Source organism: Caulobacter sp. FWC26 (assembly GCF_002742645.2).
Lineage (GTDB): Bacteria > Pseudomonadota > Alphaproteobacteria > Caulobacterales > Caulobacteraceae > Caulobacter.
Genome location: NZ_CP033875.1, coordinates 3,670,747 through 3,696,793 on the forward strand (window position 1 = coordinate 3,670,747; position 26,047 = coordinate 3,696,793).

The 26,047-nt window shown below is 68.3% G+C and carries 20 protein-coding genes and 1 pseudogene; 15 read left to right on the forward strand and 6 right to left on the reverse strand.

Annotated elements, in window-relative coordinates; all coding sequences use genetic code 11:
- Nucleotides 1-239: 239 nt before the first annotated feature.
- Together CSW63_RS19045 and CSW63_RS19050 are read right to left on the reverse strand one after the other, a co-directional pair.
- Nucleotides 240-758: a hypothetical protein gene (locus CSW63_RS19045; RefSeq protein WP_082749588.1), complete on the reverse strand. Its 519-nt coding sequence runs from the start codon at nucleotides 756-758 to the stop codon at nucleotides 240-242.
- 252 nt (nucleotides 759-1,010) lie between these two features.
- The gene (locus CSW63_RS19050) at nucleotides 1,011-1,493 is read right to left on the reverse strand and encodes a hypothetical protein (protein ID WP_062097325.1); all 483 of its coding nucleotides are present in this window, start codon (nucleotides 1,491-1,493) and stop codon (nucleotides 1,011-1,013) included.
- Between the two features lie 186 nt (nucleotides 1,494-1,679).
- On the opposite strand from CSW63_RS19050, the gene CSW63_RS19055 reads away from it, so the two are divergent.
- From CSW63_RS19055 to yghU, 8 genes are all read left to right on the forward strand, one after another.
- On the forward strand, nucleotides 1,680-2,834 hold the full coding sequence (locus tag CSW63_RS19055; RefSeq protein WP_062097348.1) for a fumarylacetoacetate hydrolase family protein: 1,155 nt from the start codon (nucleotides 1,680-1,682) through the stop codon (nucleotides 2,832-2,834).
- A 16-nt stretch (nucleotides 2,835-2,850) separates the two neighbouring features.
- Entirely contained in the window at nucleotides 2,851-4,287 is a 1,437-nt protein-coding gene (locus CSW63_RS19060; RefSeq protein WP_062097327.1) for an aldehyde dehydrogenase family protein, read from the forward strand.
- Between the two features lie 5 nt (nucleotides 4,288-4,292).
- Nucleotides 4,293-5,039 (forward strand): D-xylose 1-dehydrogenase, encoded by a 747-nt coding sequence (gene xylB, locus CSW63_RS19065; protein ID WP_062097329.1) that lies wholly within the window; start codon nucleotides 4,293-4,295, stop codon nucleotides 5,037-5,039.
- 89 nt (nucleotides 5,040-5,128) lie between these two features.
- Nucleotides 5,129-5,989 carry an SMP-30/gluconolactonase/LRE family protein gene (locus CSW63_RS19070; protein WP_062097331.1) on the forward strand — a complete coding sequence of 287 codons (861 nt, stop codon included), beginning with the start codon at nucleotides 5,129-5,131 and terminating at the stop codon, nucleotides 5,987-5,989.
- Nucleotides 5,982-7,757, forward strand: a complete 1,776-nt coding sequence (gene xylD, locus CSW63_RS19075) for a xylonate dehydratase XylD (protein WP_062097333.1) — start codon at nucleotides 5,982-5,984, stop codon at nucleotides 7,755-7,757. Before CSW63_RS19070 ends, xylD begins: the two co-directional genes overlap by 8 nt.
- Nucleotides 7,758-7,858: 101 nt before the next feature.
- Nucleotides 7,859-8,038 (forward strand): hypothetical protein, encoded by a 180-nt coding sequence (locus CSW63_RS19080; RefSeq protein WP_062097336.1) that lies wholly within the window; start codon nucleotides 7,859-7,861, stop codon nucleotides 8,036-8,038.
- Between the two features lie 55 nt (nucleotides 8,039-8,093).
- Nucleotides 8,094-8,972 (forward strand): N-acetyltransferase, encoded by an 879-nt coding sequence (locus CSW63_RS19085; RefSeq protein WP_082749594.1) that lies wholly within the window; start codon nucleotides 8,094-8,096, stop codon nucleotides 8,970-8,972.
- 188 nt (nucleotides 8,973-9,160) lie between these two features.
- Entirely contained in the window at nucleotides 9,161-10,033 is an 873-nt protein-coding gene (yghU, locus tag CSW63_RS19090) for a glutathione-dependent disulfide-bond oxidoreductase (protein ID WP_099503083.1), read from the forward strand.
- Nucleotides 10,034-10,095: 62 nt separating this feature from the next.
- Here yghU and CSW63_RS19095 read toward each other — a convergent pair whose 3' ends face one another.
- Nucleotides 10,096-12,324 (reverse strand): TonB-dependent receptor domain-containing protein, encoded by a 2,229-nt coding sequence (locus CSW63_RS19095; protein ID WP_062097340.1) that lies wholly within the window; start codon nucleotides 12,322-12,324, stop codon nucleotides 10,096-10,098.
- Between the two features lie 366 nt (nucleotides 12,325-12,690).
- Between CSW63_RS19095 and CSW63_RS19100 the strand changes: the two genes are divergently transcribed.
- Nucleotides 12,691-14,127 (forward strand): sugar porter family MFS transporter, encoded by a 1,437-nt coding sequence (locus CSW63_RS19100; protein ID WP_062097342.1) that lies wholly within the window; start codon nucleotides 12,691-12,693, stop codon nucleotides 14,125-14,127.
- Nucleotides 14,128-14,295: 168 nt separating this feature from the next.
- A complete protein-coding gene (locus CSW63_RS19105) occupies nucleotides 14,296-15,915 on the forward strand; it encodes a family 43 glycosylhydrolase (RefSeq protein WP_062097344.1) in 1,620 nt (539 codons plus the stop codon).
- Between the two features lie 48 nt (nucleotides 15,916-15,963).
- Here the strand turns inward: CSW63_RS19105 and CSW63_RS23895 are convergent.
- A pseudogene (locus CSW63_RS23895) lies at nucleotides 15,964-16,074 on the reverse strand (hypothetical protein); the annotation flags it as partial.
- Between CSW63_RS23895 and CSW63_RS19110 the strand changes: the two are divergent.
- Nucleotides 16,073-16,930 carry a rhamnogalacturonan acetylesterase gene (locus tag CSW63_RS19110; RefSeq protein WP_099503079.1) on the forward strand — a complete coding sequence of 286 codons (858 nt, stop codon included), beginning with the start codon at nucleotides 16,073-16,075 and terminating at the stop codon, nucleotides 16,928-16,930. The pseudogene CSW63_RS23895 and the gene CSW63_RS19110 sit on opposite strands and share 2 nt — an antisense overlap.
- Here CSW63_RS19110 and CSW63_RS19115 read toward each other — a convergent pair.
- The gene (locus tag CSW63_RS19115) at nucleotides 16,927-18,519 is read right to left on the reverse strand and encodes an MBL fold metallo-hydrolase (RefSeq protein ID WP_062093406.1); all 1,593 of its coding nucleotides are present in this window, start codon (nucleotides 18,517-18,519) and stop codon (nucleotides 16,927-16,929) included. The genes CSW63_RS19110 and CSW63_RS19115 overlap by 4 nt on opposite strands.
- Before the next feature lie 156 nt (nucleotides 18,520-18,675).
- Here CSW63_RS19115 and CSW63_RS19120 point away from each other — a divergent pair, with 156 nt between their 5' ends.
- The gene (locus CSW63_RS19120; RefSeq protein WP_099503954.1) at nucleotides 18,676-19,434 is read left to right on the forward strand and encodes a TIGR00730 family Rossman fold protein; all 759 of its coding nucleotides are present in this window, start codon (nucleotides 18,676-18,678) and stop codon (nucleotides 19,432-19,434) included.
- On the opposite strand, the gene CSW63_RS19125 is transcribed toward CSW63_RS19120, so the two are convergent.
- Nucleotides 19,431-20,027: a TetR/AcrR family transcriptional regulator gene (locus CSW63_RS19125; RefSeq protein ID WP_062093404.1), complete on the reverse strand. Its 597-nt coding sequence runs from the start codon at nucleotides 20,025-20,027 to the stop codon at nucleotides 19,431-19,433. The two genes, CSW63_RS19120 and CSW63_RS19125, sit on opposite strands and share 4 nt — an antisense overlap.
- A 186-nt stretch (nucleotides 20,028-20,213) precedes the next feature.
- Between CSW63_RS19125 and CSW63_RS19130 the strand changes: the two genes are divergently transcribed.
- The 3 genes from CSW63_RS19130 to CSW63_RS19140 are packed head-to-tail and all read left to right on the forward strand — an operon-like array spanning nucleotide 20,214 to nucleotide 25,953.
- Nucleotides 20,214-21,380: an efflux RND transporter periplasmic adaptor subunit gene (locus CSW63_RS19130; RefSeq protein ID WP_062093403.1), complete on the forward strand. Its 1,167-nt coding sequence runs from the start codon at nucleotides 20,214-20,216 to the stop codon at nucleotides 21,378-21,380.
- 12 nt (nucleotides 21,381-21,392) lie between these two features.
- The gene (locus tag CSW63_RS19135) at nucleotides 21,393-24,548 is read left to right on the forward strand and encodes an efflux RND transporter permease subunit (protein ID WP_099503077.1); all 3,156 of its coding nucleotides are present in this window, start codon (nucleotides 21,393-21,395) and stop codon (nucleotides 24,546-24,548) included.
- A gap of 1 nt (nucleotide 24,549) precedes the next feature.
- Entirely contained in the window at nucleotides 24,550-25,953 is a 1,404-nt protein-coding gene (locus CSW63_RS19140; RefSeq protein WP_062093401.1) for an efflux transporter outer membrane subunit, read from the forward strand.
- Nucleotides 25,954-26,047 lie beyond the last annotated feature (94 nt).

Genomic DNA, 26,047 nt, shown 5'->3' on the forward strand with positions numbered 1-26,047 from the left:
TTGGGGTGGGCCCGCCCACCGCCTCAGCCACATCGGAGACGCCAGCGGGTTCGATCTGGGCCCCGGCGTTCGCCGGGGAAGTCGGAGAGCGGGAGGAGATAAAAAAAGATCCCCGCGAGGGCCGCCTCCGGGGATCGTGTCGATCTGTTTGTACCCCGCAACCGCCGGGATTGGACCGCAGCGCACTATCGGCTTCAGCGCCGCTGACCTCAAGCCCTCGGCGAACGCCGGGAGAGACGTCAGAACTTCGTCTTGCAGCCCTGCTTGAGGTGCACCCCGCGCAGGAAGCCGCGGCGGGCGAGGCCGGCGTCGACGGCGGCGTTCATCTGGCGGTCGGCGGGAGCCGCGCCGGTGACTTCGCGCACGAGGCCGCGGAACGGGATGATGCTGTTGATGATGGTCTTGCCGCCGGCTTCGGCCAGCTTGCCGGCGCGGTTCTCGGCGTATTCGGCGCCGACCACATAGTCGGGACCCAGCACCGCGTTCAGCGCCTTCACCTCATTGGCCAGGGCCTGGCACGATTTCAGGCCCTTGAGGCTGTAGGGATCCTCAAACGCCTTCACCAGGACCGGCGGGATGTCGCGTTTGGAGAGGCCGACGTCGCGCACCGGCTGCGTGCCGATATCGACGGCCCTCTTGCCCGCCTCGCCCCAGCGGCCGGACGGCTCGTCGGGCTTGGCCGGCGGCTTGACTTGGGCTTGAGCCGTAGAGGCCAGCAACAAGGCAGCGGCGGTGAGGATCAAAAGGTTCTTCGGCACGGTAACGCCCTCCCGACTAGACACGTCAGCGGGAACGGCGAAGCTCGCCGCCGGTTCCCGTCGTCAGTCCCTCAGCGCGAACTCTAAAGTCTGTGCACGATCCATCGCCACCCCAAAGCGTGTCATCCCAGCCGAAGCGGAGCGGAGAGCCGGGCCCCAGGGGCGGCGCGCGCGGCGCTTCGTCACCCCTGGGTCCCGGATAGCGCTCCGCGCTTCCGGGATGACACGGGTTTAAGCGCTTGGGTGAGACCCCTAGTTCGGCGGACCGCCCGCTTCCAGATCGAAGGCGGCGTCAAAGGCCTCGTCGCTGGGGGTGGCGCCGCCCAGGGCCGCCTCGAACAGGTCTTCCAGCGAGGACCAGATGAAGGCCAACTGCTCCATCACCGTCGGGACGCTGGCCGGGTCGAAGCCGGGATAGAGATCCTCCACCAGCCACAGGCCCGTGCCGGGATCAAAGGCGAAGCGACAGCCGATCAGCCGGAACTGCGCCCTGGCCATGGTCTCGAACAGGGCGGTCAGGTCGCGGGCCTCGTCCAGGTCGTCATTGTCCAGCACCAGGCAGCGAATCTGCAGCCAGCCGTGGTCGGGCAGCAGGTAGAAGGCCCCCTCGTCCTGGTCCTCGCCCGAGACCTCCAGGCCCCGGTCGATGGCCTCAACGACATAGCCCGCCGCGCGGCAGACCTGAGTCAGCGTGGTCAGCAGGGCCGCTTCCTGGTCGGGGGTGAGGTTGGTCATGGCGTAGGGTCCGGATCGTGGAGGGGCGGCCGCTTCTAGCATGGACCGCCCGCGAGGCGGACGATTCCATGATTGGTCAGACAACCTACTTGCCGTCGCCACATGTTAGCGCTACCAAGTGCCGACGAACGCGCGCCGCCGACGATGTCGGCGCTTCAGACGCACGAGTTTTGGGGAGACGACGCCGTGGGCGTGAGTGAATTCCTGCCGGAAGACTGGAAAGACGCGACCCTGCTGGGGCGCATGGATTTCGGCGAAGGCCCGACGCCCGTGCTGGTGCGCGGCGGCCGCGTCGAGGACGTGTCGAAGATCGCCCCCACCGTCGCCGACCTGATGAACGCCTATCCGGCCGGCGCGGCGATCCCGCGCGGCGAGGACAAGGGCCCGCTGGAAGCCCTCGACATCCGCCCCGTCTGGGAAGACCCGAACAGCGCTGCGCCGGTCAAGCTCCTGGCGCCCGTCGACCTGCAGTGCCTGAAGGCCGCCGGCGTGACCTTCGCGGTCTCGACCCTGGAGCGGGTGATCGAGGAGCGCGCGCGCGGCGACGCCGCCGCCGCCCTGAAGATCCGCGAGCAGCTGTCGGCCAGCATGGGCGGCGACCTCAAGAGCGTGAACCCGGGCTCGGAGGGCGCCGAGCGCCTGAAGCAGACCCTGATCAAGGACGGTCTCTGGTCGCAGTACCTGGAAGTGGCGATCGGTCCCGACGCCGAGATCTTCACCAAGGGCCCGACGCTGTCGTCGATGGGCTGGGGCGATCAGGTCGGCGTCCGCAGCGACAGCCACTGGAACAACCCCGAGCCGGAAGTCGTGCTGCTTTGCGACGGTTCGGGACAGATCCGCGGCGCGGCGCTGGGCAATGACGTGAACCTGCGCGACTTCGAGGGCCGCTCGGCCCTGCTGCTCAGCAAGGCCAAGGACAACAACGCCAGCTGCGCCATCGGTCCGTTCTTCCGCCTGTTCGACGACACCTTCTCGCTGGACGACGTCCGCTCGGCCGAGGTCGAGCTGAAGATCACCGGCCGGGACAACTTCGTGCTCGACGGCAAGTCGAACATGAGCCTGATCAGCCGCGATCCGGCCGTGCTGGCGGGCCAGGCCTATGGCAAGCAGCACCAGTATCCGGACGGCTTTGCGCTGTTCCTGGGCACCATGTTCGCCCCGATTCAGGACCGGGATGCGCCCGGCCAGGGCTTCACCCACAAGGTCGGCGACCGCGTCCGCGTCTCGACGCCGAAGCTGGGCGTGCTGGAGAACGAGGTCACGACCTGCGACCAGGCCAAGCCCTGGACGTTCGGCATCTCGGCCCTGATCCGCAACCTGGCCGGCCGCGGCCTCCTCTAATCGAAAGCCTCCCGCGATGACCGACACCCTGCGCCACTACATCGGCGGCGAACGCGTCGCCGCTGACGCGCCGGCCGAGAGCCTGAACCCGTCCAACACCAACGACGTCGTCGCCAAGGTCCCGATGGGTGGGCAGGCCGAGGTCGACGCCGCCGTGGACGCGGCCCGCAAGGCCTTCCCGGCCTGGGCCGACGCCTCGCCGGAAGTGCGTTCGGACCTCCTGGACAAGGTCGGCTCGACCATCATCGCCCGCAGCGCTGATATCGGCCGCCTGCTGGCCCGCGAAGAGGGCAAGACCCTGGCCGAAGGGATCGGCGAGACCGTCCGCGCCGGCCGCATCTTCAAGTACTTCGCTGGCGAGGCCCTGCGCCGCCACGGCCAGAACCTGGAAAGCACCCGTCCTGGCGTCGAGATCCAGACCTACCGTCAGGCCGTCGGCGTCTATGGCCTGATCACGCCCTGGAACTTCCCGATCGCCATCCCGGCCTGGAAGGCCGCCCCGGCGCTCGCCTTCGGCAACACCGTGGTGATCAAGCCTGCCGGCCCGACCCCGGCCACCGCCAATGTGCTGGCCGACATCATGGCCGAATGCGGCGCCCCGGCCGGCGTCTTCAACATGCTGTTCGGCCGCGGCTCGATGGGCGACGCCCTGATCAAGCACAAGGACGTGGACGGGATCTCGTTCACCGGCTCGCAGGGCGTGGGCGCCCAGGTCGCCGCCGCCGCCGTGGCCCGCCAGGCCCGCGTGCAGCTGGAGATGGGCGGCAAGAACCCGCTGATCGTGCTGGATGACGCCGACCTGGAACGCGCCGTCGCCATCGCGCTCGACGGCTCCTACTTCGCCACCGGCCAACGCTGCACCGCCAGCTCGCGCCTGATCGTCCAGGACGGCATCCACGACAAGTTCGTCGCCCTGCTGGCCGAGAAGGTCGCCGCCCTGCGCGTCGGTGACGCGCTGGATCCCAACACCCAGATCGGCCCGGCCGTCTCCGAAGACCAGATGGAGACTTCGTACCGCTATATCGACATCGCTGCGTCAGAAGGCGGCCGTGTGGTCACCGGCGGCGACCGCATCAAGCTGGACAATCCGGGCTGGTACGTGCGTCCGACCCTGATCGCCGACACCGAGGCCGGGATGCGGATCAACAATGAGGAGGTCTTCGGCCCCGTCGCCTCGACCATCCGCGTCAAGAGCTACGAAGAGGCCCTGGAGATCGCCAACGGCGTCGAGTTCGGCCTGTCGGCCGGCATCGCCACCACTTCGCTCAAGCACGCCCGTCACTTCCAGCGCTACGCCCGCGCGGGCATGACCATGGTCAACCTGGCCACGGCCGGCGTCGACTATCATGTGCCGTTCGGCGGCACGAAGAGCAGCTCGTACGGCGCCCGCGAACAGGGCTTCGCGGCGGTCGAGTTCTTCACCCAGACCAAAACCTCCTACTCGTGGTCGTAAGCAGCATGTCCTCAGCCATCTATCCCAGCCTGAAGGGCAAGCGCGTCGTCATCACCGGCGGCGGCTCGGGCATCGGGGCCGGCCTGACCGCCGGCTTCGCGCGCCAGGGCGCAGAGGTGATCTTCCTCGACATCGCCGACGAAGACTCCAAGGCCCTGGAGGCCGAGCTGGCCGGCTCGCCGATCCCGCCGGTCTACAAGCGCTGCGACCTGATGGACCTCGACGCGATCAAGGCGACCTTCGCCGAGATCGGCGACATCGACGTGCTGGTCAACAACGCCGGCAACGACGATCGCCATACCCTGGGCGAGGTCACCGGCGCCTATTGGGACGAGCGGATCAACGTCAATCTGCGCCACATGCTGTTCTGCACCCAGGCCGTGGCGCCGGGCATGAAAAAGCGCGGCGGCGGCGCAGTGATCAACTTCGGCTCGATCAGCTGGCACCTAGGGCTGGAAGACCTCGTCCTCTACGAAACCGCCAAGGCCGGCATCGAGGGCATGACCCGGGCCCTGGCCCGTGAGCTCGGCCCCGACGACATCCGCGTCACCTGCGTGGTGCCGGGCAACGTCAAGACCAAGCGCCAGGAGAAGTGGTACACGCCGGAAGGCGAGGCCCAGATCGTGGCCGCCCAGTGCCTCAAGGGCCGCATCCTGCCCGAGAACGTCGCTTCGCTGGTGCTGTTCCTGGCCTCCGATGACGCCGCGCTCTGCACCGGCCACGAATACTGGATCGACGCGGGCTGGCGCTGAGGACGGGCTTTTTCGGCCCGCCGATCTTTCCTGACGCCGTGGCAGGCCTTATCGAACGCGCTGCACCGAAATCTGGAGACTTTTCGGCAATGACTTGCGTCTGGGACTTGAAGGCGACCTTGGGCGAAGGCCCGATCTGGCACAACGACACTCTGTGGTTCGTCGACATCAAGGGCCAAAAGATTCACGGCTATACGCCGGCGTCCGGCGACACCGTGACGTTCGAGGCGCCCGAGCCGGTGACGTTCCTCGCGCCGCTGGGCGGCGTTCGCGGGGCCTTCATCGTCGGCCTGAAGTCGGGCCTGCACCGCTTCAGCCCGGTGATGGGCGCCTTCACGCCGCTGGCGGTGATCGAAGACCCCGCTCTGGACAACCGCCCGAACGACGCCACCGTCGACGCCGCCGGCCGGCTGTGGTTCGGCACGATGCACGATGGCGAACAGAACCCCACCGGCTCGCTCTACCGCATGGACGCCAGCGGCATCGCGCGGATGGACAAGGACGTCTGCATCACCAACGGCCCGTGCGTCTCGCCGGACGGCAAGACCTTCTACCACACCGACACCCTGGGCCGCGTGATCTGGGCCTATGACCTCGACGAGGCGGGCGCGCTGTCGAACAAGCGGGTGTTCGTCCGCTTCGCCGACGAGAACGTCTATCCCGATGGCTCCGTGGTCGACGCCCAGGGCTGCCTCTGGACGGCCCTGTGGGGCGGCTTCGGCGCGATCCGCTTCTCGCCGTCGGGCGAGGCCCTGGGCCGCATCGAACTGCCTGCTCCGAACGTCACCAAGCCCTGCTTCGGCGGCCCGGATCTGAAGACCCTCTACTTCACCACGGCCCGCAAGGGCTTGAGCGACGAGGCCTTGGCGCAATATCCGCTGTCCGGCGGCCTGTTCGCGTTCAACGTCGACGTCGCCGGCCAACCCCAGCATGAGGTCCGCCTTGTCTAACCGCACGCCCCGCCGGTTCCGGTCCCGCGATTGGTTCGATAACCCCGACCATATCGACATGACCGCGCTCTATCTGGAGCGCTTCATGAACTACGGGATCACGCCGGAGGAGCTGCGCAGCGGCAAGCCGATCATCGGCATCGCCCAGACCGGCAGCGACATCTCGCCCTGCAACCGCATCCACCTGGACCTGGTCCAGCGGGTGCGGGACGGGATCCGCGACGCCGGGGGCATCCCCATGGAGTTTCCGGTCCACCCGATCTTCGAGAACTGCCGTCGCCCGACGGCGGCGCTGGACCGGAACCTCTCGTACCTGGGTCTCGTCGAGACCCTGCACGGCTATCCGATCGACGCCGTGGTTCTGACCACCGGCTGCGACAAGACCACCCCGGCGGGCATCATGGCCGCCACCACGGTCAATATCCCGGCCATCGTGCTGTCGGGCGGTCCGATGCTGGACGGCTGGCATGAGAACGAGCTGGTGGGCTCGGGCACCGTGATCTGGCGCTCGCGTCGCAAGCTGGCGGCCGGCGAGATCACCGAAGAAGAGTTCATCGACCGCGCCGCCAGCTCGGCGCCGTCGGCGGGCCACTGCAACACCATGGGCACGGCCTCGACCATGAACGCCGTGGCCGAGGCCTTGGGGCTGTCGCTGACCGGCTGCGCGGCCATCCCCGCCCCGTACCGCGAGCGCGGCCAGATGGCCTACAAGACCGGCCAGCGGATCGTCGACCTGGCCTATGACGACGTCAAACCGCTCGACATTCTCACCAAGAAAGCCTTCGAGAACGCCATCGCCCTGGTGGCGGCGGCGGGCGGCTCGACCAACGCCCAGCCGCACATCGTGGCCATGGCCCGTCACGCGGGCGTCGAGATCACCGCCGACGACTGGCGTGCGGCCTACGACATCCCGCTGATCGTCAACATGCAGCCGGCCGGCAAGTATCTGGGCGAGCGCTTCCACCGGGCCGGCGGCGCGCCGGCGGTGCTGTGGGAGCTCCTGCAGCAGGGCCGCCTGCATGGCGACGTCCTGACCGTCACCGGCAAGACCATGGCCGAGAACCTGCAAGGCCGCGAGACCAGCGACCGCGAGGTGATCTTCCCCTACCACCAGCCCCTGGCCGAAAAGGCCGGCTTCCTGGTGCTGAAGGGCAACCTGTTCGACTTCGCGATCATGAAGTCCAGCGTGATCGGCGAGGAGTTCCGCAAGCGCTACTTGTCGCAGCCCGGGCAGGAAGGCGTCTTCGAAGCCCGCGCGGTCGTGTTCGACGGCTCCGACGACTACCACAAGCGGATCAACGATCCGGCGCTGGAGATCGACGAGCGCTGCATCCTGGTGATCCGCGGCGCAGGGCCGATCGGCTGGCCCGGCTCGGCCGAGGTCGTCAACATGCAGCCGCCGGATCACCTCCTGAAGAAGGGGATCATGAGCCTGCCCACCCTGGGCGACGGCCGCCAGTCGGGCACCGCCGACAGCCCGTCGATCCTGAACGCCTCGCCCGAGAGCGCGGTGGGCGGCGGTCTCTCGTGGCTGCGCACCGGCGACACCATCCGCATCGATCTCAACACCGGCCGTTGCGACGCCCTGGTGGACGAGGCGACCATCGCTGCGCGCAAGCAGGAGGGTGTCCCGGCTGTCCCGGCGACCATGACGCCCTGGCAGGAAATCTACCGCGCCCACGCCAGCCAGCTCGACACCGGCGGCGTGCTGGAGTTCGCGGTCAAGTACCAGGACCTCGCGGCGAAGCTGCCCCGCCACAATCACTGACAGCCATCGCGGATGTTGTGGATCACGGAATTCTTGTCTGGGTTGAAACCCATTTTAGGGATATAAAGTCCGCGTCGGGTTGATCATCGCGTGCGGACAGGATGTTGGCGGGAGACCGAGCCCTCGTTCACCGACCAGAGTCCCCGACCCTGGTCGTCCTGACCACGGCGCTGCAGCTGGGTCTGGTGGTCGTGGTCTGGCTGCTGGCGCTGGTCCCCGCCGCGCTGGCGGCCTTGGCGCTGCTGGCGGCGAAGGCGATCCGGCGTGCGTTGCGCCCCTGACACCTTGGCGCAACCGCGCCGCCCCGCCAGTATGGGCGCATCCGACGGAGGGCTCATGCGGGACATCGACTGGCTGCTGGCCGAGGCCAACGTCCTGCACGAACGCGGCGAGGCGGAACAGGCGCGGACGCTATACGACGACGCCCTGCGCCAGGCCCGTGCGGCGGGAGACCCCGTCAGCTTGGCCAAGGCCCTGCGGCACGTCTCCGACCTTGATCGCACGGCGGGAGACCCCGAGGCCGCCCTCGCCGCCGCCGAGGAGGCCGCCACGCTGTACGGCGCCCAGGGACCGGAACACCGTCTGGACCTTGCCAACGCCCTGCGCCTGACCGCCCTGGCCCTCGAAGCGCTGGGCCGTCCCGCCCTGCAGCCGTGGCGCGAGGCCGGCGATCTCTACGCCGCGCTCGATATCGCGGCCGGACTCGCAGAGGCCGAGCGTCACCTGGGGCTGGCGGTCCGCCCGGCGCAATCACGCGAGCTGGCGATCCTGGCGCGGCTCTGGTGGCAAGGCTGGCGAGACGCGCACCTGCCGATCGTGCCCGACGCCCTGGTGCGCCTTCGTACGCTGGAGAGCTTCACCGCGCGGATGGCCGCCGCCCTGCCCGAGGTGCGCGTGCTGGGCCCGGTCGGCGCGCCGCTCGGCCTGCATCTGATCAAGGGCGACGAGCTGAACCAGTTCTACCTGGCGGCCGAGGCGCGCGGGACCGGGGCTGCGGCGGTGCTGATGGCCGACGCCGAAACGCATCTGGCTGACGCGGGTGTGCAAACCGCCTGGCTGGCCTGCGCCGTCGGCAACGACCGCGCCGCCCGCTTCTATGAGAAGTCAGGCTGGACTCGGGCGCGGGTCGAAACCGTGCAGAGCGAGACCTCTGAAGGCTTTTTTCCCCTGGAAGTCTGGCGCTACGAGAAGCCTCTGAGGGGCGACAAGTCGTAGCGCGAGGCGCTAAATCAAACGCTTAGAGCGTGAATCGCGCCGAAACCGGTTACGAGCCTGATGGACGCGATGTCCGCGTAGGCGTGTCGCGGGAGCGGCCTTCCGCCAAATAATCAGAGGCAGCGTGGACCTAGCGCCTTCGCCCGCGAGCCGCCACATTGGCCAAGTCACGAGCGCAGGAGATCCGCATGACCGACACCCCCACCTACGTCCCGCCGAAGGTCTGGACCTGGGACAAGGAGAGCGGCGGCCGGTTCGCCGCGATCAACCGCCCGATCGCCGGCGCCACTCACGACAAGCCCCTGCCGGTCGGTAAGCACCCGCTGCAGCTCTATTCGCTGGGCACGCCGAACGGCGTAAAGGTGACGATCATGCTTGAGGAGCTGCTGGCCCTGGGCCACGCGGGCGCGGAGTATGACGCCTGGCTGATCAATATCGGCGAGGGCGACCAGTTCGGCAGCGGCTTCGTCGAAGCCAATCCGAACTCCAAGATCCCGGCCCTGGTCGACCACAGCGGGTCCAAGCCGATCCGCATCTTCGAGTCCGGCGCCATCCTGATGCACCTGGCCGAAAAGTTCGGGGCCTTTCTGCCGACCGAGACAGCGGCGCGGGCCGAGTGCCTGTCGTGGCTGTTCTGGCAGATGGGCAGCGCGCCGTTCCTGGGGGGCGGGTTTGGCCACTTCTACGCCTATGCGCCCTACAAGATGGAGTACCCCATCAACCGCTACGCCATGGAGGTGAAGCGCCAGATGGACGTGCTGGATCGCAATCTGGCCGAGCGCCCGTTCATCGCCGGCGATGAGTACACCATCGCCGACATGGCCATCAGGCCCTGGTACGGGGGGCTGGCCAAGGGCGTGCTGTATGAGGCCGGCGAGTTCCTGTCGGTGCAGGACTACAAGAACGTCATCCGCTGGGCCGACGCGCTGGGCGCCCGGCCGGCGGTGCGGCGCGGGCGGATGGTCAACCGCACCTTCGGCGATCCGTCCAGCCAACTGCGCGAGCGCCACGACGCCAGCGACTTCGACACCAGGACCCAGGACAAGCTGGAGACGAAGTAGAGCCCTTTTGTCCGGTTTAGATGGTTCCATCTAAACCGGACAGGCTCCAGGGGGAACGCCCCCTAGTTCGGACCACCCGTGCTGAAGTCGAACTGCTCGGGACGGGGCTTGCCGCCGCCGAAGGCGTAGCTGAAGCCGATGAACGCGGTGCGGACATTGACCTTGGTCTCGTTCCGGTCGCGCAGGCGCGCGGCGTTGGTCACACCGGCGATCTTGAAGCTGTCGACCACGTCATTGACCGTCACCACGAAGTTCAGCTTGTCGTTGACCTTGCGGCGATAGCCCAGATTGATCATCTCGAACGGCTCGCGATAGCCCTGCGGCGTGATCCGCCGACCCGAGGTGAAAGCGTTGATCTGGAAGAAGTCCTTCGGGGTGGCCTGGTAGTTGATGTTGGCCCGGCCCGACAGGCTGGTGTCCGAGCGCTTGCCGGTGAAGCCGAGGCTGGCCGCGTCGATCTCGTTCCAGAACGCCTGGCCGCTGATGTTGTAGGTCAGCTTGGGCGTCAGCCGGCCGACCACGACGAACTCCAGCCCGCCGTTACGGCTCTTGGCCAGGTTTTCGCGGGTGGTCAGGAACACGCCGCCGCCCAGGTCCTTGACCAGGTCGGTCACGCCATCGCGGGTGTCGCGATAGAAGGCGGTGGCCAGATAGGTCATCGGGCCCTTGCGGTACTGCCAGCCCAGCTCGAACGAGTCGGTAATCTGCGGCTTCAGGTTCGGGTTGCCCGCCCGGAAGTTATAGGGGTCCTGGTAGATCGGATACGGGTTCAGGTCCTGCGGACCCGGGCGCGCCACGCGGCGGCTGAAGCTGGCGCTCAGGCTGTTGGCGTCGTCCAGGCGATAACCGGCGTGCAGGGTCGGATAGAGGCGGAAATAGTCGTTCTCGCCCTTCTGGCCCGAGGTGATCTGGTCGGTGCGGATGTTGACCTGCTCGGCGCGCAGGCCGGCCTGGACGGTCAGGTCGCCAAACGGACGCTCATAGGTGACGTAGCCCGCGAACACGTCCTGGTCATAGACGAAGCGGTTGGTGCGGGTCGGATCGACGGTCTGCCCGTTCAGCGTCGCGCCCCGCGCGCCGTAGTTGTTGTAGTCGTTGTCGGCGGCTTCGAAATCCAGGCCGGTCTTCAGCTTGGCCTGCTCGGCCAGCGGCTTGGTGTAGTCGAGCTTCCAGTTGGCGCGCTTCTGCTCGGAACCGAAGCTGTAGCCCTCATAGAGATCGGGCGCGCCCACGGTGTAGTCGGCGAAGGCCGAGCCGCCGCGCTTGAAACGGGTGATTTCGTACTCGGCGTGCGAGGTCAGCTCGTGGCCCGCGCCGGTGAACTGACGACGGTAGTCGCCGGCGACGGCGGAGTTGTCGCGGATCATCACGCCGGTGCTGTTACGCAGATAGGCCTGCTGGGTGACCCCGGCGCCGTTGCGCGACAGATAGGTCTCGCGGCCGTCGCCGTCGTAGTCCATGCCGCGATAACGCACCTCGGCCGAGAGGCGGGTCTTCTTGTCGAGGTCGTAGTCGATCCCTGTACGCAGCGACAGCGCCCCGCCCTTGTTCAGCACCTCGGCCGTCTGGTCGGCGTCCAGGGTGACGGCGCCGGTCGTGCTGAGCGACTGGCGGTCGACCACCATCGTCACTTCCTGGCGGTCGTAGCGATAGCTGGCGTCGCCCGACAGCGTGACCTTGCCCTCGCGGCGCGTGGCGCTGATGCCGCCGTTGTAGCGGCCGTCGGGACCGACATTGGCGCGCACCGTTCCGTTCACGCCGGCCTTCTGGGTCTTCTTGGTGATCAGGTTGATGACGCCGGCCGAGCCGTCGGGGCGATAGGCGGCCGACGGATTGGTCATCACCTCGACGCGGTCGATCTGGTCGGCCGGCAGCGACTGCAGCGCGTCGGCGCGGTTGTCGCCGTTGAACATGCCAGACGGCTTGCCGTCGATCAGGATGGTCACGTTGGAGTCGCCGCGCAGGCTGACATTGCCCTGCACGTCGACCTCGACAGACGGAATGTTGCGCAGCGCGTCGCTGATCGAGCCGGTCTTGGCGCTCAGGTCATTGGCGACGCTGTAGCTGCGGCGGTCGATGTCGGTGCGCATGGCCGTGGAGTCGCTGCGGATCACCACGCCTTCGACGGCGGTCGGCGCTTCCTGGGGCTTGGCCGGCGCGGATTGGGCCGGCGCGGATTGGGCGGGCGCGGCCTGAGCCGGCGCGGCTTGCGTGGGAGCCGTCTGGGCCAGACCCAGGGTCGGCGGAACGATCACCGCGGCGGCGGCGAGGAGAGCGAACTTCAGTCGCAAGGGAGACCTCAACTACAAGCGTCGAGCCTTACGCTGCGGACGTCCGCGCGGTCTCGACCCCCAGCCGTAAAGACCCTCCGACGCGCCGGGACAAATTGCTTTTCGGCAATGTTGCGGGTCGCGGGGCGGGGGTGACATTCCCGCCACAGGCGCGGGCGTGCGGGTCGACACTCTTCCGTCGCGGAAGGCGGCGGCGGTCTGCTATCGATAGCCTCGCAGGGGTGAGTCCCGCGCACCGTCGATGTGGTCGTCAGAACCACCGCTTGCGCGCTGATACCGGTAACACTAAGGTCGCCGGCAACCAGAGGTCTGACAAGGACCAGTAGGGCATCAACGGGCCGGTCCGGCCCCATGGGGAGGAAACCTGTGGCTTCAGTATCCAACGCCGGGCCCAGCGCCGGCATGAGCGCCGACGGGGGGAAGGTCAATATGGCCTTCGTCGCCGCGATCGTCGCCGTCGCCACGATCGGCGGCTTCATGTTCGGCTACGACAGCGGCGTCATCAACGGCACGCAAGAGGGCCTGAACAGCGCCTTCAACCTCACCGAGTTCGGCACTGGCCTGAACGTGGCCGCGATCCTGATCGGCTGCGCCATCGGCGCCTTCGCCGCCGGCCGCCTGGCCGACGTCTGGGGCCGCCGCACCGTGATGATCATCTCGGCCGTGCTGTTCATCATCAGCGCCCTGGGCACCGGAGCGGCGCACACGTCGACCATCTTCGTGATCTTCCGCCTGGTCGGCGGCCTGGGCGTCGGCGCGGCCAGCGTGCTGTGCCCGGTCTACATCTCGGAAGTCACGCCCGCGAACATCCGCGGCCGCCTGTCGTCCGTGCAGCAGATCATGATCATCACCGGCCTGACCGGCGCCTTCGTGGCCAACTACGCCCTGGCCCATAGCGCCGGCAGTTCGACCGCCGAGTTCTGGCTTGGCCTGCCGGCCTGGCGCTGGATGTTCTGGATGCAAGTCATCCCGGCTGGCGTCTTCTTCCTGTGCCTGCTGGGCATTCCGGAGAGCCCGCGCTACCTGGTCGCCAAGGGCCAGGAGGCCAAGGCCGAGGCCATCCTTTCGCGCCTGTTCGGCGCGGGCGCCGGCGCGGCCAAGGTCGCCGAGATTCGCGCCTCGCTGAGCGCCGACCACAAGCCGAAGTTCTCGGACCTGCTGGATCCCGTCAGCAAGAAGATCCGCCCGATCCTGTGGGCCGGACTCGTGCTGGCCGTCTTCCAGCAACTGGTCGGCATCAACATCGTCTTCTACTACGGCTCGGTGCTGTGGCAGTCGGTGGGCTTCACCGAGGACGACAGCCTGAAGATCAACATCCTGTCGGGCGCGCTGTCGATCGTGGCCTGCCTGGCCGCCATCGCCCTGATCGACCGCATCGGCCGCAAGCCGCTGCTGCTGATCGGCTCGGCCGGCATGGCCGCAACCCTGGGCGTCCTGACCTGGTGCTTCTCGACCGCCACCACGGTCGACGGCGCCCTCCACCTGGCCGGCAACGTCGGCCCGATCGCGCTGATCTCCGCCAACCTCTACGTGATCTTCTTCAACCTCTCCTGGGGTCCGGTCATGTGGGTGATGCTGGGCGAGATGTTCCCCAACCAGATGCGCGGCTCGGCCCTGGCCGTCGCCGGCTTCGCCCAGTGGATGGCCAACTTCGCCATCTCGTTCAGCTTCCCGGCCATGGCCAAGGTCAGTCTGGCGGCCACCTACGGGTTCTATGCCGTCAGCGCGGTGATCTCGTACTTCCTGGTCCAGAAGCTGATCCACGAGACCCGTGGCAAGGAACTGGAGGCCATGGAGGGGTAGGCCGGCAATCCTCCCCTTAGCGGGGGAGGATCTAGAGATCCACAACGCCCGGAGGCTCCGCCTTCGGGCGTTTTCTTTTGCGTCGCGCCGAAATGACACCGGTGGACAAAGACGCGAGAGCCGCTAGCCTGCCGCCAACAAGACAAGTCCGTGTTCGGGAGGAACACCATGGTCGAGATCAACCGCCGCACGCTGGGCTCGCTGCTGGCCGGCGCCGGCCTGACCGCCCTGCCCGCGTCCGGCCAGGCGATGCAGATGGGCCTCCTCCCCGCCAAGCCGACCACGGGCCCGACCTGGGCAAAGGGCATCGAAGGCCAGCGCAAGGCCGACCTGGGCGACGGGACCTTTCTCAATCCAATCCTGACCGGCGACCGTCCCGACCCGTCCATCCTGAAGGACGGCGCCGACTACTACATGACCCACAGCTCGTTCGACGCCTATCCGGGCCTGCTGATCTGGCACAGCCGCGACCTCGTGAACTGGACGCCGGTCGCCCCGACGCTGAAGACCAATGTCGGCTCGATCTGGGCCCCCGAACTCTGCAAGCACAAGGGCCGCTACTACATCTACCTGCCGGCCAAGTTTCCGGGGAACAACACCAGCTACGTGATCTGGGCCGACAGGATCGAAGGGCCGTGGTCCGAGCCGATCGACCTGAAGCTGCCGCGCTATATCGACCCCGGCCACATCGTCGACGAGAAGGGCGAGCGCTGGCTGTTCCTGTCGGGCGGCGACCGCATCAAGCTGTCGCCGGACGGCCTTTCGACGGTGGGCCAGCCCGAGCACGTCTATGACCCCTGGCGCTATCCCGACGATTGGGATGTCGAGGGCTTTTCGCCCGAGGGCCCCAAGGTCATGCGGCGGGGCGATTATTTCTACATGATCACCGCCGTGGGCGGCACGGCCGGTCCGCCCACCGGCCACATGGTCATCGCCGCCCGCGCCAAGTCGTTGGCCGGCCCGTGGGAGAACCATCCACGCAACCCGCTGGTGCGCACCACCGACAACGCCGAGACGTGGTGGTCGCGCGGCCACGCCACCCTGGTCGAGGGCCCGACGCCCGGCGACTGGTGGGCCGTCTATCACGGCTACGAGAACGGCTATTACACCCTGGGCCGCCAGACCCTGCTGGCCCCGGTGACCTGGACCGCCGACGGCTGGTTCGACATCGGCGGCGGCGATCTCTCTCAGCCCATCAAGAAGCCCAAGGGCGGCAAGCCCGGCCCGCACGGCATGGCGCTGTCGGACGACTTCTCGACCGACAAATACGGCGTGCAGTGGAACTTCTTCGACCCCAAGCCGGGCGAGCAGGATCGCATCAAGCGCGAAGGCGGCGCCCTGATCCTGAAGGGCGCGGGCGAAGCGCCGTCCACGGGCTCCCCGCTGATCTTCGTCAACGGCGATCAGGCCTACGAGATCGAATGCGAGATCGAGATCGAGCCTGAGACCCGCGCGGGCCTGATCCTGTTCTACGATCGCCAGCTCTATTGCGGCCTCGGCTTCGACGCGAAGACCTTCGTCACCCACCAGTACGGCATCGAGCGCGGCCGTCCCGCCAATCCGCATGGCGCCAAGATGCTGATGCGGCTGCGCAACAACCGGCACATCGTCAGCTTCCACACCAGCGGCGACAGCGGCAAGACCTGGAAGCGCTTTGATCGCGGCATGGAAGTCAGCGGCTACCACCACAATGTGCGCGGCGGCTTCCTGATGCTGAAGCCGGGACTCTACGCGGCGGGCAAGGGCTCGGCGCGGTTCCGGGGGTTCAAGTATCGGGCGTTGGACTAGGCCAAACATCCGAAAACCCTTGTCATCCCGGAAGCCTCGCAGAGGCTATCCGGGACCCAGGGGCGGCGCGCACGGCGTTTTGTCACTCCCTGGGTCCCGGCTCTTCGCTGCGCTTCGGCCGGGATGACAACATTTGGTGGAAACTCGGAAGATTGAGATGCTGAAGCCTCTCCTCATCGCCGCCGCCCTCCTCGGCCTGCCCCTCACGGCCCACGCCCAGGAACCGATCTTCAAGGCGTCCAAGATCGTGCTCGTCGGCGACTCCACCGTGGCGGTGAACAGCGGCTGGGGCGGGGCGTTCTGCGCCACGCACGTGACCTCGAACCTCGCCTGCGTGAACCTGGGACGCGGCGGCCGGTCCAGCCGCACCTATCGCGAGGAAGGCTCCTGGGCCCTCGCGCTCAAGGAAATCAGCGCGGGCGGGTTCGACGAGACCTTCGTGCTGATCCAGCTGGGTCACAACGACCAGCCGGGCCGCCCCGAACGCTCGACGGACCTGGCCACCGAGTTCCCCGTCAACATGCGGCGCTTCGTCGAGGAGGCCCGTGCGGCGGGCGCCAAGCCGGTGCTGGTCACGCCGCTGATCCGCCGACAGTTCAAGGACGGCCAGGTGTTCGATGACCTCGCCCCGTGGGCCGAGGCGATCCGCAAGCTCGCCGCCGAGACCAACACCCCGCTAGTGGACCTGCATGCGCTGAGCCGCGACGCCGTCCAGGCGCTGGGGCCCGTAGCGGCGATGCGGCTTGCCGAGATCCCGCCTCCCGCTGCGGTCGTGGCCTCGGCCGCGTCAGGGACGACCACGGGCGCGATGTTCTACGAGCCGGTCCTGCCGGGCGCGGTCGCTACGCCCCGCCCGCCGGCCGCGCCGCCGCCCCCGCCCGGCGCGATGGCCAGCTTCAAGCCGGTGTTCGACTACACCCACCTTGGGCCCGAAGGCGCGGCGCTGTTCTCGGCCATGGTCGCCAAGGCGCTGGCGGATGTCGCGCCCGAGCTGCGGCGAAACCTGCTGCCCTAGCTTCGCCCCTCCAGCGTCGCCGTGAGGGCCCGCAGCAGGGCCTCGCGCGCGCGGTCGTCGGGCGCGGCGGCCAGGGCCTGGCCCAGGGCCAGCTGGAAGGCGGCGCGCTGATTGTGCCAGTCCAGCTTGCCCGGGGCGCCGGCCGGCAGGCGCGGCGGTCCGTCGCCGATCGGTCGCGCCGCGCCTACGCCGTCGAGCGCGAAGCCCTCGTCCAGCGCCGGGATCACCAGACGCTCCGCCGCGAAATCCGCGTCGATGAGACGGCGGCGCAGCCCCTCGGCCGCATCGGGTTCGCCGTGGGCGATGAACACCGAGCCCGTCACCGGCAGCCGGTCCTTGGCCCAGGCCACCAGCCCCGCCGCGTCGGCGTGGCCGGAATAGGCGTCGAGTTGACGGATACGGGCGCGGACGCTGATCTCGTCGCCGCGGATCGTCACTCGGTTGCGGCCATCGGCCAGCAGGCGACCCAGCGTGCCGGTGGCCTGATAGCCGCACAGCAGCACCGTCGCCTCGCGTCGCCAAAGAAGGCGCTGCAGGTGCTTGCGCACCCGCCCCGCGTCGCACATGCCGCTGGCGGCGAGGATGACGTGCCAGCCCTTCAGGCGGTCCAGGCCATCGCTCTCGGCGGGCGAGTCGAGAAACCGCAGATGGTGGGAGGGCCGCAGCGCCTCGAACGGATTGGTCTCCGTGCGCGGGTTCCAGCCCCGGGCCTGGAAGACCTTGGTGGCCTCGATGGCCAGGGGCGAGTCCAGGAAGATGTCGCCTCGTGGAACCTCACCCTGGTCCATCAGGTCTAAGAGGTCGACCAGCAGTTCCTGGCTGCGCTCAACCGCGAAGGCCGGGATCAGCAGCGGACCGCCGGCGGCGTGGGCGGCGCGGACCTCCTCGGCCAACTGCTGCTTGCGCGCGGCGCTGTCGACGCCCACCCGGTCGCGGTCGCCATAGGTCGACTCGATGACGAGATGATCGACGCCGACGGGGGCGTCGGGATCGTCGAGGAACGGACTGCCGCCGGGGCCAAGATCGCCCGAGAACAGGATGCGCTTGGCCTTCCCCTCCGGACCGACATCGACCGAGATCGAGGCCGCGCCCAGCATATGCCCGGCCGGCCACCAAGTGGCGACGATGTCCTGCGCGATACGGACCGGCTCGCCCAGCTTGACCTTGCGAAACTGCTTGGCCACCCGCTCGCCGTCGCGCTCGGTGTAGATCGGCTCGACCGGCGGCAGGCCGCGCCGCAGGTTGCGGCGATTGAGGCTCTCGACCTCGTTCTCCTGGATCCCGCCGGCGTCGACCAGCATGACCGCGCAGAGGTCGCGCGTGGCGGCGGTGGCGTGGATCGGCCCCTCGAACCCGGCCAGCATCAGCTTGGGCAACAGGCCCGAATGGTCGATATGGGCGTGGGTCAGCAGCACGGCGTCCACCTGCCCCGCGTCGAACGGGAAGGGGTTGTAGTTCAGCGCCTTGAGGGTCTTGGAGCCCTGAAACATGCCGCAGTCGATCAGCACCGTGGCGTGCGGCGTGACCAGTCGGGCGCAGAAGCCGGTGACGCAGCCCGCCGCGCCGTGGAAGGTCAGGGTCGTGGTCATCGGGAAGCCATCCTTGTCGCTGAACGCTCGCACCAAGGCTTGCGCCGGCCCCCGCCACCCTGATCTAGGTCAAGTCCACGCGGCGTCAGACGAATAGTCTGCGCCCCGACGCCACTGTGAGCAACCGTCGTGACCGAAGTTCTCCCGCCTCCCGCCATCCCCGACAACACCGCTCAGCTGGCCTCGCCGTCCTATCGGCTGGCGGCGCTGGACCAGGACTTCCTGCTGGGCGAGTCGATGCGCGGCGTACGGTTCCTGCTGGAGTTCGCCAAGGCCGACGAGGCGCTGCGCCGCTGGGGCGTACGCTCGACCATCGTGGTGTTCGGCAGCGCGAGGGTGCGCGAGGACGGCCCGCCGGAACGCGCCCGCTGGTACGCCGAGGCCCGGCGGCTGGGCCGCATCGTCTCCGAGCGCGGCGGGGCCAAGCATCAGAACGGCGACAAGGTCCGCGACAATGTCATCGCCACCGGCGGCGGGCCGGGCCTGATGGAGGCCGCCAACCGCGGGGCCTTCGAGGTCGGCGCGCCGTCGATCGGCTTCAACATCACCCTGCCCCACGAGCAGGTTCCCAACCCGTACTGCACGCCCGACCTGACCTTCCGCTTCCACTATTTCGCGATGCGGAAGATGCATCTGGCCATGCGGGCCAATGCGCTGGTGGTGTTCCCCGGCGGCTTCGGCACCTTTGACGAGCTGTTCGAGATCCTGACCCTGCGCCAGACCGACAAGGCGCCGCCGATCCCGATCGTGCTGTTCGACGAGGCCTACTGGCGGTCGATCATCAACTTCGAAGCCCTGGTCGAGCACGGCATGATCGCTGCGGCCGACCTTGAGCTGATCCATTTCGCCGACGACGCCGAGGCGGTATGGGCCGCGTTGCTCCGCTGCGGCCTCAAGACGCCGACCAGCGCCTAGCTCAGCAGATGCCGCACGGTGGATCGCAGCACGTCCGTCAGGGCGGCGCGGTCGAGGTCGGGGTGACTGACGCCGCGCACCAGGAGGCCGTCGAACAATAGCCCGACCACCTCGCAGCGCGCCCGAAACTCAGCTTCGCTCCAGTCCGGTTTGCGATAACGCTCCATCATCTTGCGGGCGAAAGCGCGTTCCTGCTCGTCGGCGGCGCGCACGATCGAAGCGACCTTGGGGTTACGAGCGGCTTCGGCCACCACCTCCAGGGCCAGGGCGGCGCGCCCTGTGTCCATACATTTGTCGACACCCTCGGGCAGGTGGTCCCCGATGGCGTCGAGCAGCCCCATCGGCTGGCTTTCCATCTCGGCGAACTTGTCGCGCATCTCGGCCAGGTCCTGGGCGACGATGGCGGCGATGATCGCCTCCTTGTTCTCGAAGTAGCGATAGATCTGCCCGACGCTGAGGCCGGCGGCCTTGGCGATGTCGGCCATGCTGGCGCCGTGGAAGCCCGACTGGCGCACGCGCTCGCACGCCGCGTCCAGGATCTGCTGGCGGCGTATTTCCGGCGACGGGCGGCCCGATTGCGGTTCGTCAGACATCGAAAGTCCAGGTCGGCATTATATTTCCGTTAGGTCAGGCCAAACTGCCGGCTCCGGGTGTTGACTTGCGACACTCCAGCTCCTATGTCCAGCCCGCTTGAGAATGAACGTTCATTCTCAAATCGTTCATCATACGAGCCGCGTCAAGGGTAATAGCCCACGTGGCCTCGCCTCCCGGGGTCAAACATGCACTTCCAACGCTCGGTCGCGGCGACGACCGTGGGACTCGCCGCCATTGCGCTCACCCTCACCGCCTGCGGCCAGAAGCCCGGCGGAGGCGGCGGCATGGGCATGGGCGGTCCGACCGAGGTCGGCTACATCGTCGTCCAGTCGCAGCCCGTCGGCCTGACGACGGAGCTGGCCGGCCGCACCTCGGCCTATCTGGTCTCGGAAGTGCGGCCTCAGGTCAGCGGCGTGATCAAGGCGCGGCTGTTCGAAGAAGGCTCGGTCGTCCGGGCCGGCCAGTCGCTGTACCAGATCGACCCCGCGACCTATCAGGCCGCCTATAACAGCGCCGCCGCCGCCCTCGCCCAGGCCCAGGCCCAGGCGACCGCCGCCAAGCTGAAGGCCGATCGCTACAAGGCCCTGGTCGAGACCGGCGCGGTCTCCAAGCAGGACAATGACGACGCCCAGGCCGCCGCCCTGCAGACCGCCGCCGCCGTCGGCGTGCAGAAGGCTGCGCTGGACACCGCCCGGATCAATCTGAACTACACGCGCGTGGCCGCGCCGATCTCGGGCCGCATCGGCAAGAGCAGCGTGACCCCCGGCGCCCTGGTCACCGCCAGCCAGGCCGCTCCCCTGGCCACGGTGCAGGACCTGTCCAAGGTCTATGTCGACCTGACCCAGACCTCGGCCGAGCTTCTGAAGCTCAAGCAGCAGTTCGCCAGCGGCAAGCTGGGCAAGACCAACTCGGCCCAGGTGACCCTGAAGCTCGAGGACGGTTCGACCTATCCCATTCCCGGCAGGCTGGAGTTCTCGGACGTCACCGTCGACGCCGGCACCGGTTCGGTGACGCTGCGGGCGGTGTTCCCCAACCCCAACGGCGCTTTGCTGCCCGGCATGTATGTCCGCGCGACCCTGGGCCAGGGCGTCGCCCCCAGCGGCGTGCTGATCCCGCAGACCGCGGTCAATCGCGACCCCAAGGGCGGGGCGACGGTGATGCTGGTCGGCGCCAAGGGTCCCGAGCCGCGTCCGATCACCTTGGGCCAGACGATCGGCGACAAGTGGCTGGTCACCAGCGGCCTCAACGTCGGCGACAAGGTCATCGTCGAGGGCCTGATGAAGGTCCGTCCGGGCGCGCCGATCAAGGCCGTCCCCGCCGGCGCGGCCCCCGCCGCTCAAGCTCAGCGCTAAGGCCCGTCCGCCATGCTCTCGCGTTTCTTCATCGACCGGCCCATCTTCGCGTGGGTCATCGCCATCGTGATCATGTTGGCCGGGGCGCTCGCCATCCGGACCCTGCCGATCGCGCAATATCCCGAGATCGCCCTGCCGCAGGTGTCGATCTCGGCCAACTATCCCGGCGCCTCGGCCAAGACCGTCGAGGACAGCGTCACCCAGGTCATCGAACAGAAGATGAAGGGCCTGGACGGCCTGGACTACATGTCGTCGAGCAGTGACAGCTCGGGCTCGGCCACCGTCACCCTGACCTTCAAGGCCGGGACCGACATCGACATCGCCCAGGTCCAGGTCCAGAACAAGCTGCAGACCGCCACCGCCCTGCTGCCGCAGGAAGTGCAGCAGCAAGGCCTGACCGTCGCCAAGTCGGCGCGGAACTTCATGATGGTGGTGGGCCTCTATTCGGAAAATCCCAAGACCACCAACACCGACCTCGCCGACTATCTGGCGTCCAACATCCAGGATCCGCTCAGCCGCGTCGACGGCGTCGGCGACATCCAGCTGTTCGGCGCGCAGTACGCCATGCGCATCTGGCTGGATCCGCAGAAGCTGGCCAGCTTCAGCCTGACGCCGGCCGACGTCGCCGCCGCGATCCGGGCGCAGAACGCCCAGGTCTCGGCCGGCCAGATCGGCGGCACGCCGAATCTGCCGGGCACGGGCCTGAACGCCACCATCACCGCCCAGTCGCGCCTGCAGACCCCCGAGCAGTTCCGCGAGATCATCGTCAAGAACAGCCCTGGCGGCGCCACCGTCCGCCTCGCCGACGTCGCGCGCGTCGAGCTAGGCGCCGAAAACTATCTCTCGGTCGCCAAATTCAACGGCCATCCGGCCGCGGGCATCGCCATCAAGCTGGCGCCCGGCGCCAACGCGCTGGACACCGCCGCTGCGGTCAAGACCAAGATGGCCCAGCTCGAAAAGACCTTCCCGGCCAGCTACAAGTACGTCGTTCCCTACGACTCGACGCCGTTCGTGAAGCTGTCGATCGAGGAAGTGGTCAAGACGCTGATCGAAGCCATCGTGCTGGTGTTCATCGTCATGTTCCTGTTCCTGCAGAACTGGCGTGCGACCCTGATCCCGACCATCGCCGTGCCGGTCGTCCTCCTGGGCACCTTCGGCGTGCTGGCGGCCTTCGGCTACTCGATCAACACCCTGACGATGTTCGGCCTGGTGCTGGCTATCGGCCTCCTGGTCGACGACGCCATCGTGGTCGTCGAGAACGTCGAGCGGGTGATGAGCGAGGAGGGCCTCTCGCCCAAGGAGGCCACGCGCAAGTCGATGAACGAAATCACCGGCGCCCTGATCGGCATCGCGCTGGTGCTGGCCGCGGTGTTCGTGCCGATGGCCTTCTTCGGCGGCTCGCAAGGCGTGATCTATCGTCAGTTCTCGATTACGATCGTCTCGGCCATGGCCCTGTCGGTGGTCGTCGCCCTGATCCTGACGCCCGCGCTCTGCGCCACCATGCTCAAGCCGGTCCAGGCCGGTCACCACGACGAGAAGACCGGCTTCTTCGGCTGGTTCAACCGCAGCTTCAACGACATGAGCGGCCGCTACCAGGGCTCGGTGCGCAAGATCCTCGGCAAGAGCGGTCGCTGGATGGCCGTCTACGCCGCGATCATCGTGGCCATGGGCCTGCTATTCGTCCGCCTGCCCAGCGCCTTCCTGCCCGAAGAGGACCAGGGGACCATGCTGACGCTCGTCCAGCTGCCCGCCGGCGCGACCGAGGAAAAGACCCTGGCCGTGCTGGACAAGGTCCGCGACCACTTCCTGGTCGCCGAGAAGGACGCTGTGCAGTCGGTGTTCACCGTCTCGGGCTTCAGCTTCGCCGGCGCGGGTCAGAACGCGGGTCTGGCCTTCGTCCGCCTGAAGGACTTCGACGTCCGCAAGTCGGCGAACCTCAAGGCTCAGGCTGTGGCCGGCAGGGCCATGGGCGCCTTCGGCCAGATCCGCGACGCCATGGTGTTCCCGATCGTCCCGCCGGCGGTGCAGGAGCTGGGCAACTCGTCCGGCTTCGACTTCCAGCTCCAGGACGTCAACGGCGTGGGCCACGAGACCCTGATGAACGCCCGCAACATGATGCTGGGCATGGCCTCGCAGGATCCGAACCTGGTGGGCGTGCGCCCGAACGGTCAGGACGACACCCCGCAGCTGAAGATCGAGGTCGACCAGGCCAAGGCCGGCGCGCTGGGCCTGACCACCGCCGACATCAACAGCGCGCTCAGCGCAGCCTGGGGCGGCGCCTACGTCAACGACTTCATCGATCGAGGTCGGGTCAAGAAGGTCTACATGCAGGCCGACGCGCCGTTCCGCATGACGCCGGAAGACCTGAACCGCTGGTATGTCCGCAACAACAGCGGCCAGATGGTGCCCTTCCCGGCCTTCGCCACCGCGTCCTGGACCTACGGTTCGCCGCGCCTGGAGCGCTATAACGGCCTGCCGTCGGTCAACATCCAGGGCTCGCCCGCCCCCGGCAAGAGCTCGGGCGACGCGATCGCGGCGATGGAGGCGCTGGCGGCCAAGCTGCCGCCGGGCGTCGGCTACGAGTGGACCGGCCTGTCGGCCCAGGAACTGGAGGCCGGCAACCAGGCCCCCGCCCTGTACGCCATCTCGATCCTGGTGGTGTTCCTGCTGCTGGCGGCCCTCTATGAAAGCTGGTCGATCCCGCTGGCGGTGATCATGGTCATCCCGCTGGGCGTCATCGGCGCCCTGCTGGCCACCTTCGCCCGCGGCCTCAGCAACGACATCTACTTCCAGGTGGGCCTGCTGACGACCATGGGCCTGGCGGCCAAGAACGCCATCCTGATCGTCGAGTTCGCCAAGGACCTCTACGAGAAGGGCATGGGGCTGATCGAGGCCACGCTGGAGGCGGTTCGTCTGCGCCTGCGCCCGATCATCATGACCTCGCTGGCCTTCGTCTTCGGCGTGCTGCCGCTGGCGATCTCCAACGGGGCGGGCTCCGGCGCCCAACACGCGATCGGCACCGGCGTTATCGGCGGCATGATCTCGGCCACCCTGCTCGCGATCTTCTTCGTTCCGCTGTTCTTCGTGGTGGTCGAGAGGATCTTCAAACCCAAGCACCCCCGTCACGACGCCGCCCAAGGCGACGCGCCGTCGGCAGAGGCTCACTGAGATGCTGCGTAACCTCACCCTGATCCTGGTCGCCTCGACGGCGGTCGGCGCCTGCACCCTGGCGCCCAAGTACGAGCGGCCGGCCCTGCCGGTCGCCCAGACCTGGTCCACCCCGACGCCGGAGGCGGCGACGCCCGTCTCGGCGGCCGACCTCGACTGGCGCCAGGTGCTGGTCGATCCACGTCTGCAAGGCGTGGTCGACCTGGCCCTGAAGCAGAACCGCGACCTGCGCGTGGCGGTGCTCAACATCGAGAAGGCCCGCGCCCAGTATGGCGTCCAGCGCTCGGCCCTGTTCCCGGGGATCAACGGGACGGTCTCCGAGCAGCGCGGCCGCACCCCGGCCTCGACCTCTCAGACCGGCCAGGCCTTCGACACCGAGGCCTACAGCGCCACCATCGGCTTCACCGCCTATGAGCTGGACCTGTTCGGCCGGGTGCGGAGCCTCAACGACGCGGCGCTGCAGAGCTATCTGGCCACCGAGCAGACCAGCCGCTCGGTCCGCGTCAGCCTGATCGCCGAGACCGCCAACGCCTGGCTCACCCTGGCGGCCGACCAGGAACGCCTGGCGCTGGCGCAGAGCACCCTGGCCACCCGCGAAGACTCGCTGCGCCTGGTGCGCCAACGGGTCGACGGCGGGGCGGGCTCGCTGCTGGACCTGCGCAACGCCGAGACCCTGGCCGAGACGGCGCGCTCCGACGTCGCCGTCTATACCGCCCAGGTCGCCCAGGACCGCAACGCCCTGACCCTGCTGGTCGGCGGCGAACTGCCCGCCGCCTTGCTGCCGACGGGCCGCCTGGACGCCGACGGCGTTCTGGCCGACCTGCCCGCGGGCCTGCCCTCGGACGTTCTGGTGCGTCGTCCTGATGTGCTGGCCGCTGAACACCAGCTCCGCGCGGCCAACGCCAATATCGGCGCGGCGCGGGCGGCGTTCTTCCCGCGTATCAGCCTGACCGGCTCGACGGGCTCGGCCAGCCCCGACCTCGACGGCCTGTTCAAGAGCGGGACGGGCGTCTGGAGCTTCACGCCGCAGATCAGCCTGCCGATCTTCGCCGGCGGGGCCAATGTCGCGAACCTGGACATCTCCAAGGCCAACCGCGACATCGCCGTGGCGACCTACGAGAAGACGGTGCAGACCGCCTTCCGCGAGGTCTCCGACGCCCTGTCCGTGCGCGCCAAGGTGGCCGACCGCCTGGCCGCCCAGGAGCGCCTGACGGCCGCCGCCGCCGACAGCGCCCGCCTGTCCCAACAGCGTCGCGACGCGGGCCTCGACAGCGCGCTCACCCTGCTGGACGCCCAGCGCAGCCTCTACGCCGCGCAGCAAGGCCTGATCGCCACGCGCCTGGCCCAGGCCACCAACCTGGTCACCCTCTACAAGACCCTCGGCGGCGGCGCGCCCGCCGCCTGAGGTCCACCGGCTTCCCCGGCGCGGCCGGGGGAGTTCGCGGTCCGCCATCCCACCTGACGGCCGTGAACGGAACGGGCGTGCTTCTCCCCCCCAC

What these genes read in the sequence shown, in the direction of transcription:
- CSW63_RS19050 (WP_062097325.1), bottom strand. Translation starts at nt 1,493, where the DNA reads ATGACCAACCTCACCCCCGACCAGGAAGCGGCCCTGCTGACCACGCTG.
- CSW63_RS19060 (WP_062097327.1), top strand. Translation starts at nt 2,851, where the DNA reads ATGACCGACACCCTGCGCCACTACATCGGCGGCGAACGCGTCGCCGCT.
- xylB (WP_062097329.1), top strand. Translation starts at nt 4,293, where the DNA reads ATGTCCTCAGCCATCTATCCCAGCCTGAAGGGCAAGCGCGTCGTCATC.
- CSW63_RS19070 (WP_062097331.1), top strand. Translation starts at nt 5,129, where the DNA reads ATGACTTGCGTCTGGGACTTGAAGGCGACCTTGGGCGAAGGCCCGATC.
- CSW63_RS19080 (WP_062097336.1), top strand. Translation starts at nt 7,859, where the DNA reads ATGTTGGCGGGAGACCGAGCCCTCGTTCACCGACCAGAGTCCCCGACC.
- CSW63_RS19085 (WP_082749594.1), top strand. Translation starts at nt 8,094, where the DNA reads ATGCGGGACATCGACTGGCTGCTGGCCGAGGCCAACGTCCTGCACGAA.
- yghU (WP_099503083.1), top strand. Translation starts at nt 9,161, where the DNA reads ATGACCGACACCCCCACCTACGTCCCGCCGAAGGTCTGGACCTGGGAC.
- CSW63_RS19105 (WP_062097344.1), top strand. Translation starts at nt 14,296, where the DNA reads ATGGTCGAGATCAACCGCCGCACGCTGGGCTCGCTGCTGGCCGGCGCC.
- CSW63_RS19110 (WP_099503079.1), top strand. Translation starts at nt 16,073, where the DNA reads ATGCTGAAGCCTCTCCTCATCGCCGCCGCCCTCCTCGGCCTGCCCCTC.
- CSW63_RS19115 (WP_062093406.1), bottom strand. Translation starts at nt 18,519, where the DNA reads ATGACCACGACCCTGACCTTCCACGGCGCGGCGGGCTGCGTCACCGGC.
- CSW63_RS19125 (WP_062093404.1), bottom strand. Translation starts at nt 20,027, where the DNA reads ATGTCTGACGAACCGCAATCGGGCCGCCCGTCGCCGGAAATACGCCGC.
- CSW63_RS19130 (WP_062093403.1), top strand. Translation starts at nt 20,214, where the DNA reads ATGCACTTCCAACGCTCGGTCGCGGCGACGACCGTGGGACTCGCCGCC.
- CSW63_RS19135 (WP_099503077.1), top strand. Translation starts at nt 21,393, where the DNA reads ATGCTCTCGCGTTTCTTCATCGACCGGCCCATCTTCGCGTGGGTCATC.
- CSW63_RS19140 (WP_062093401.1), top strand. Translation starts at nt 24,550, where the DNA reads ATGCTGCGTAACCTCACCCTGATCCTGGTCGCCTCGACGGCGGTCGGC.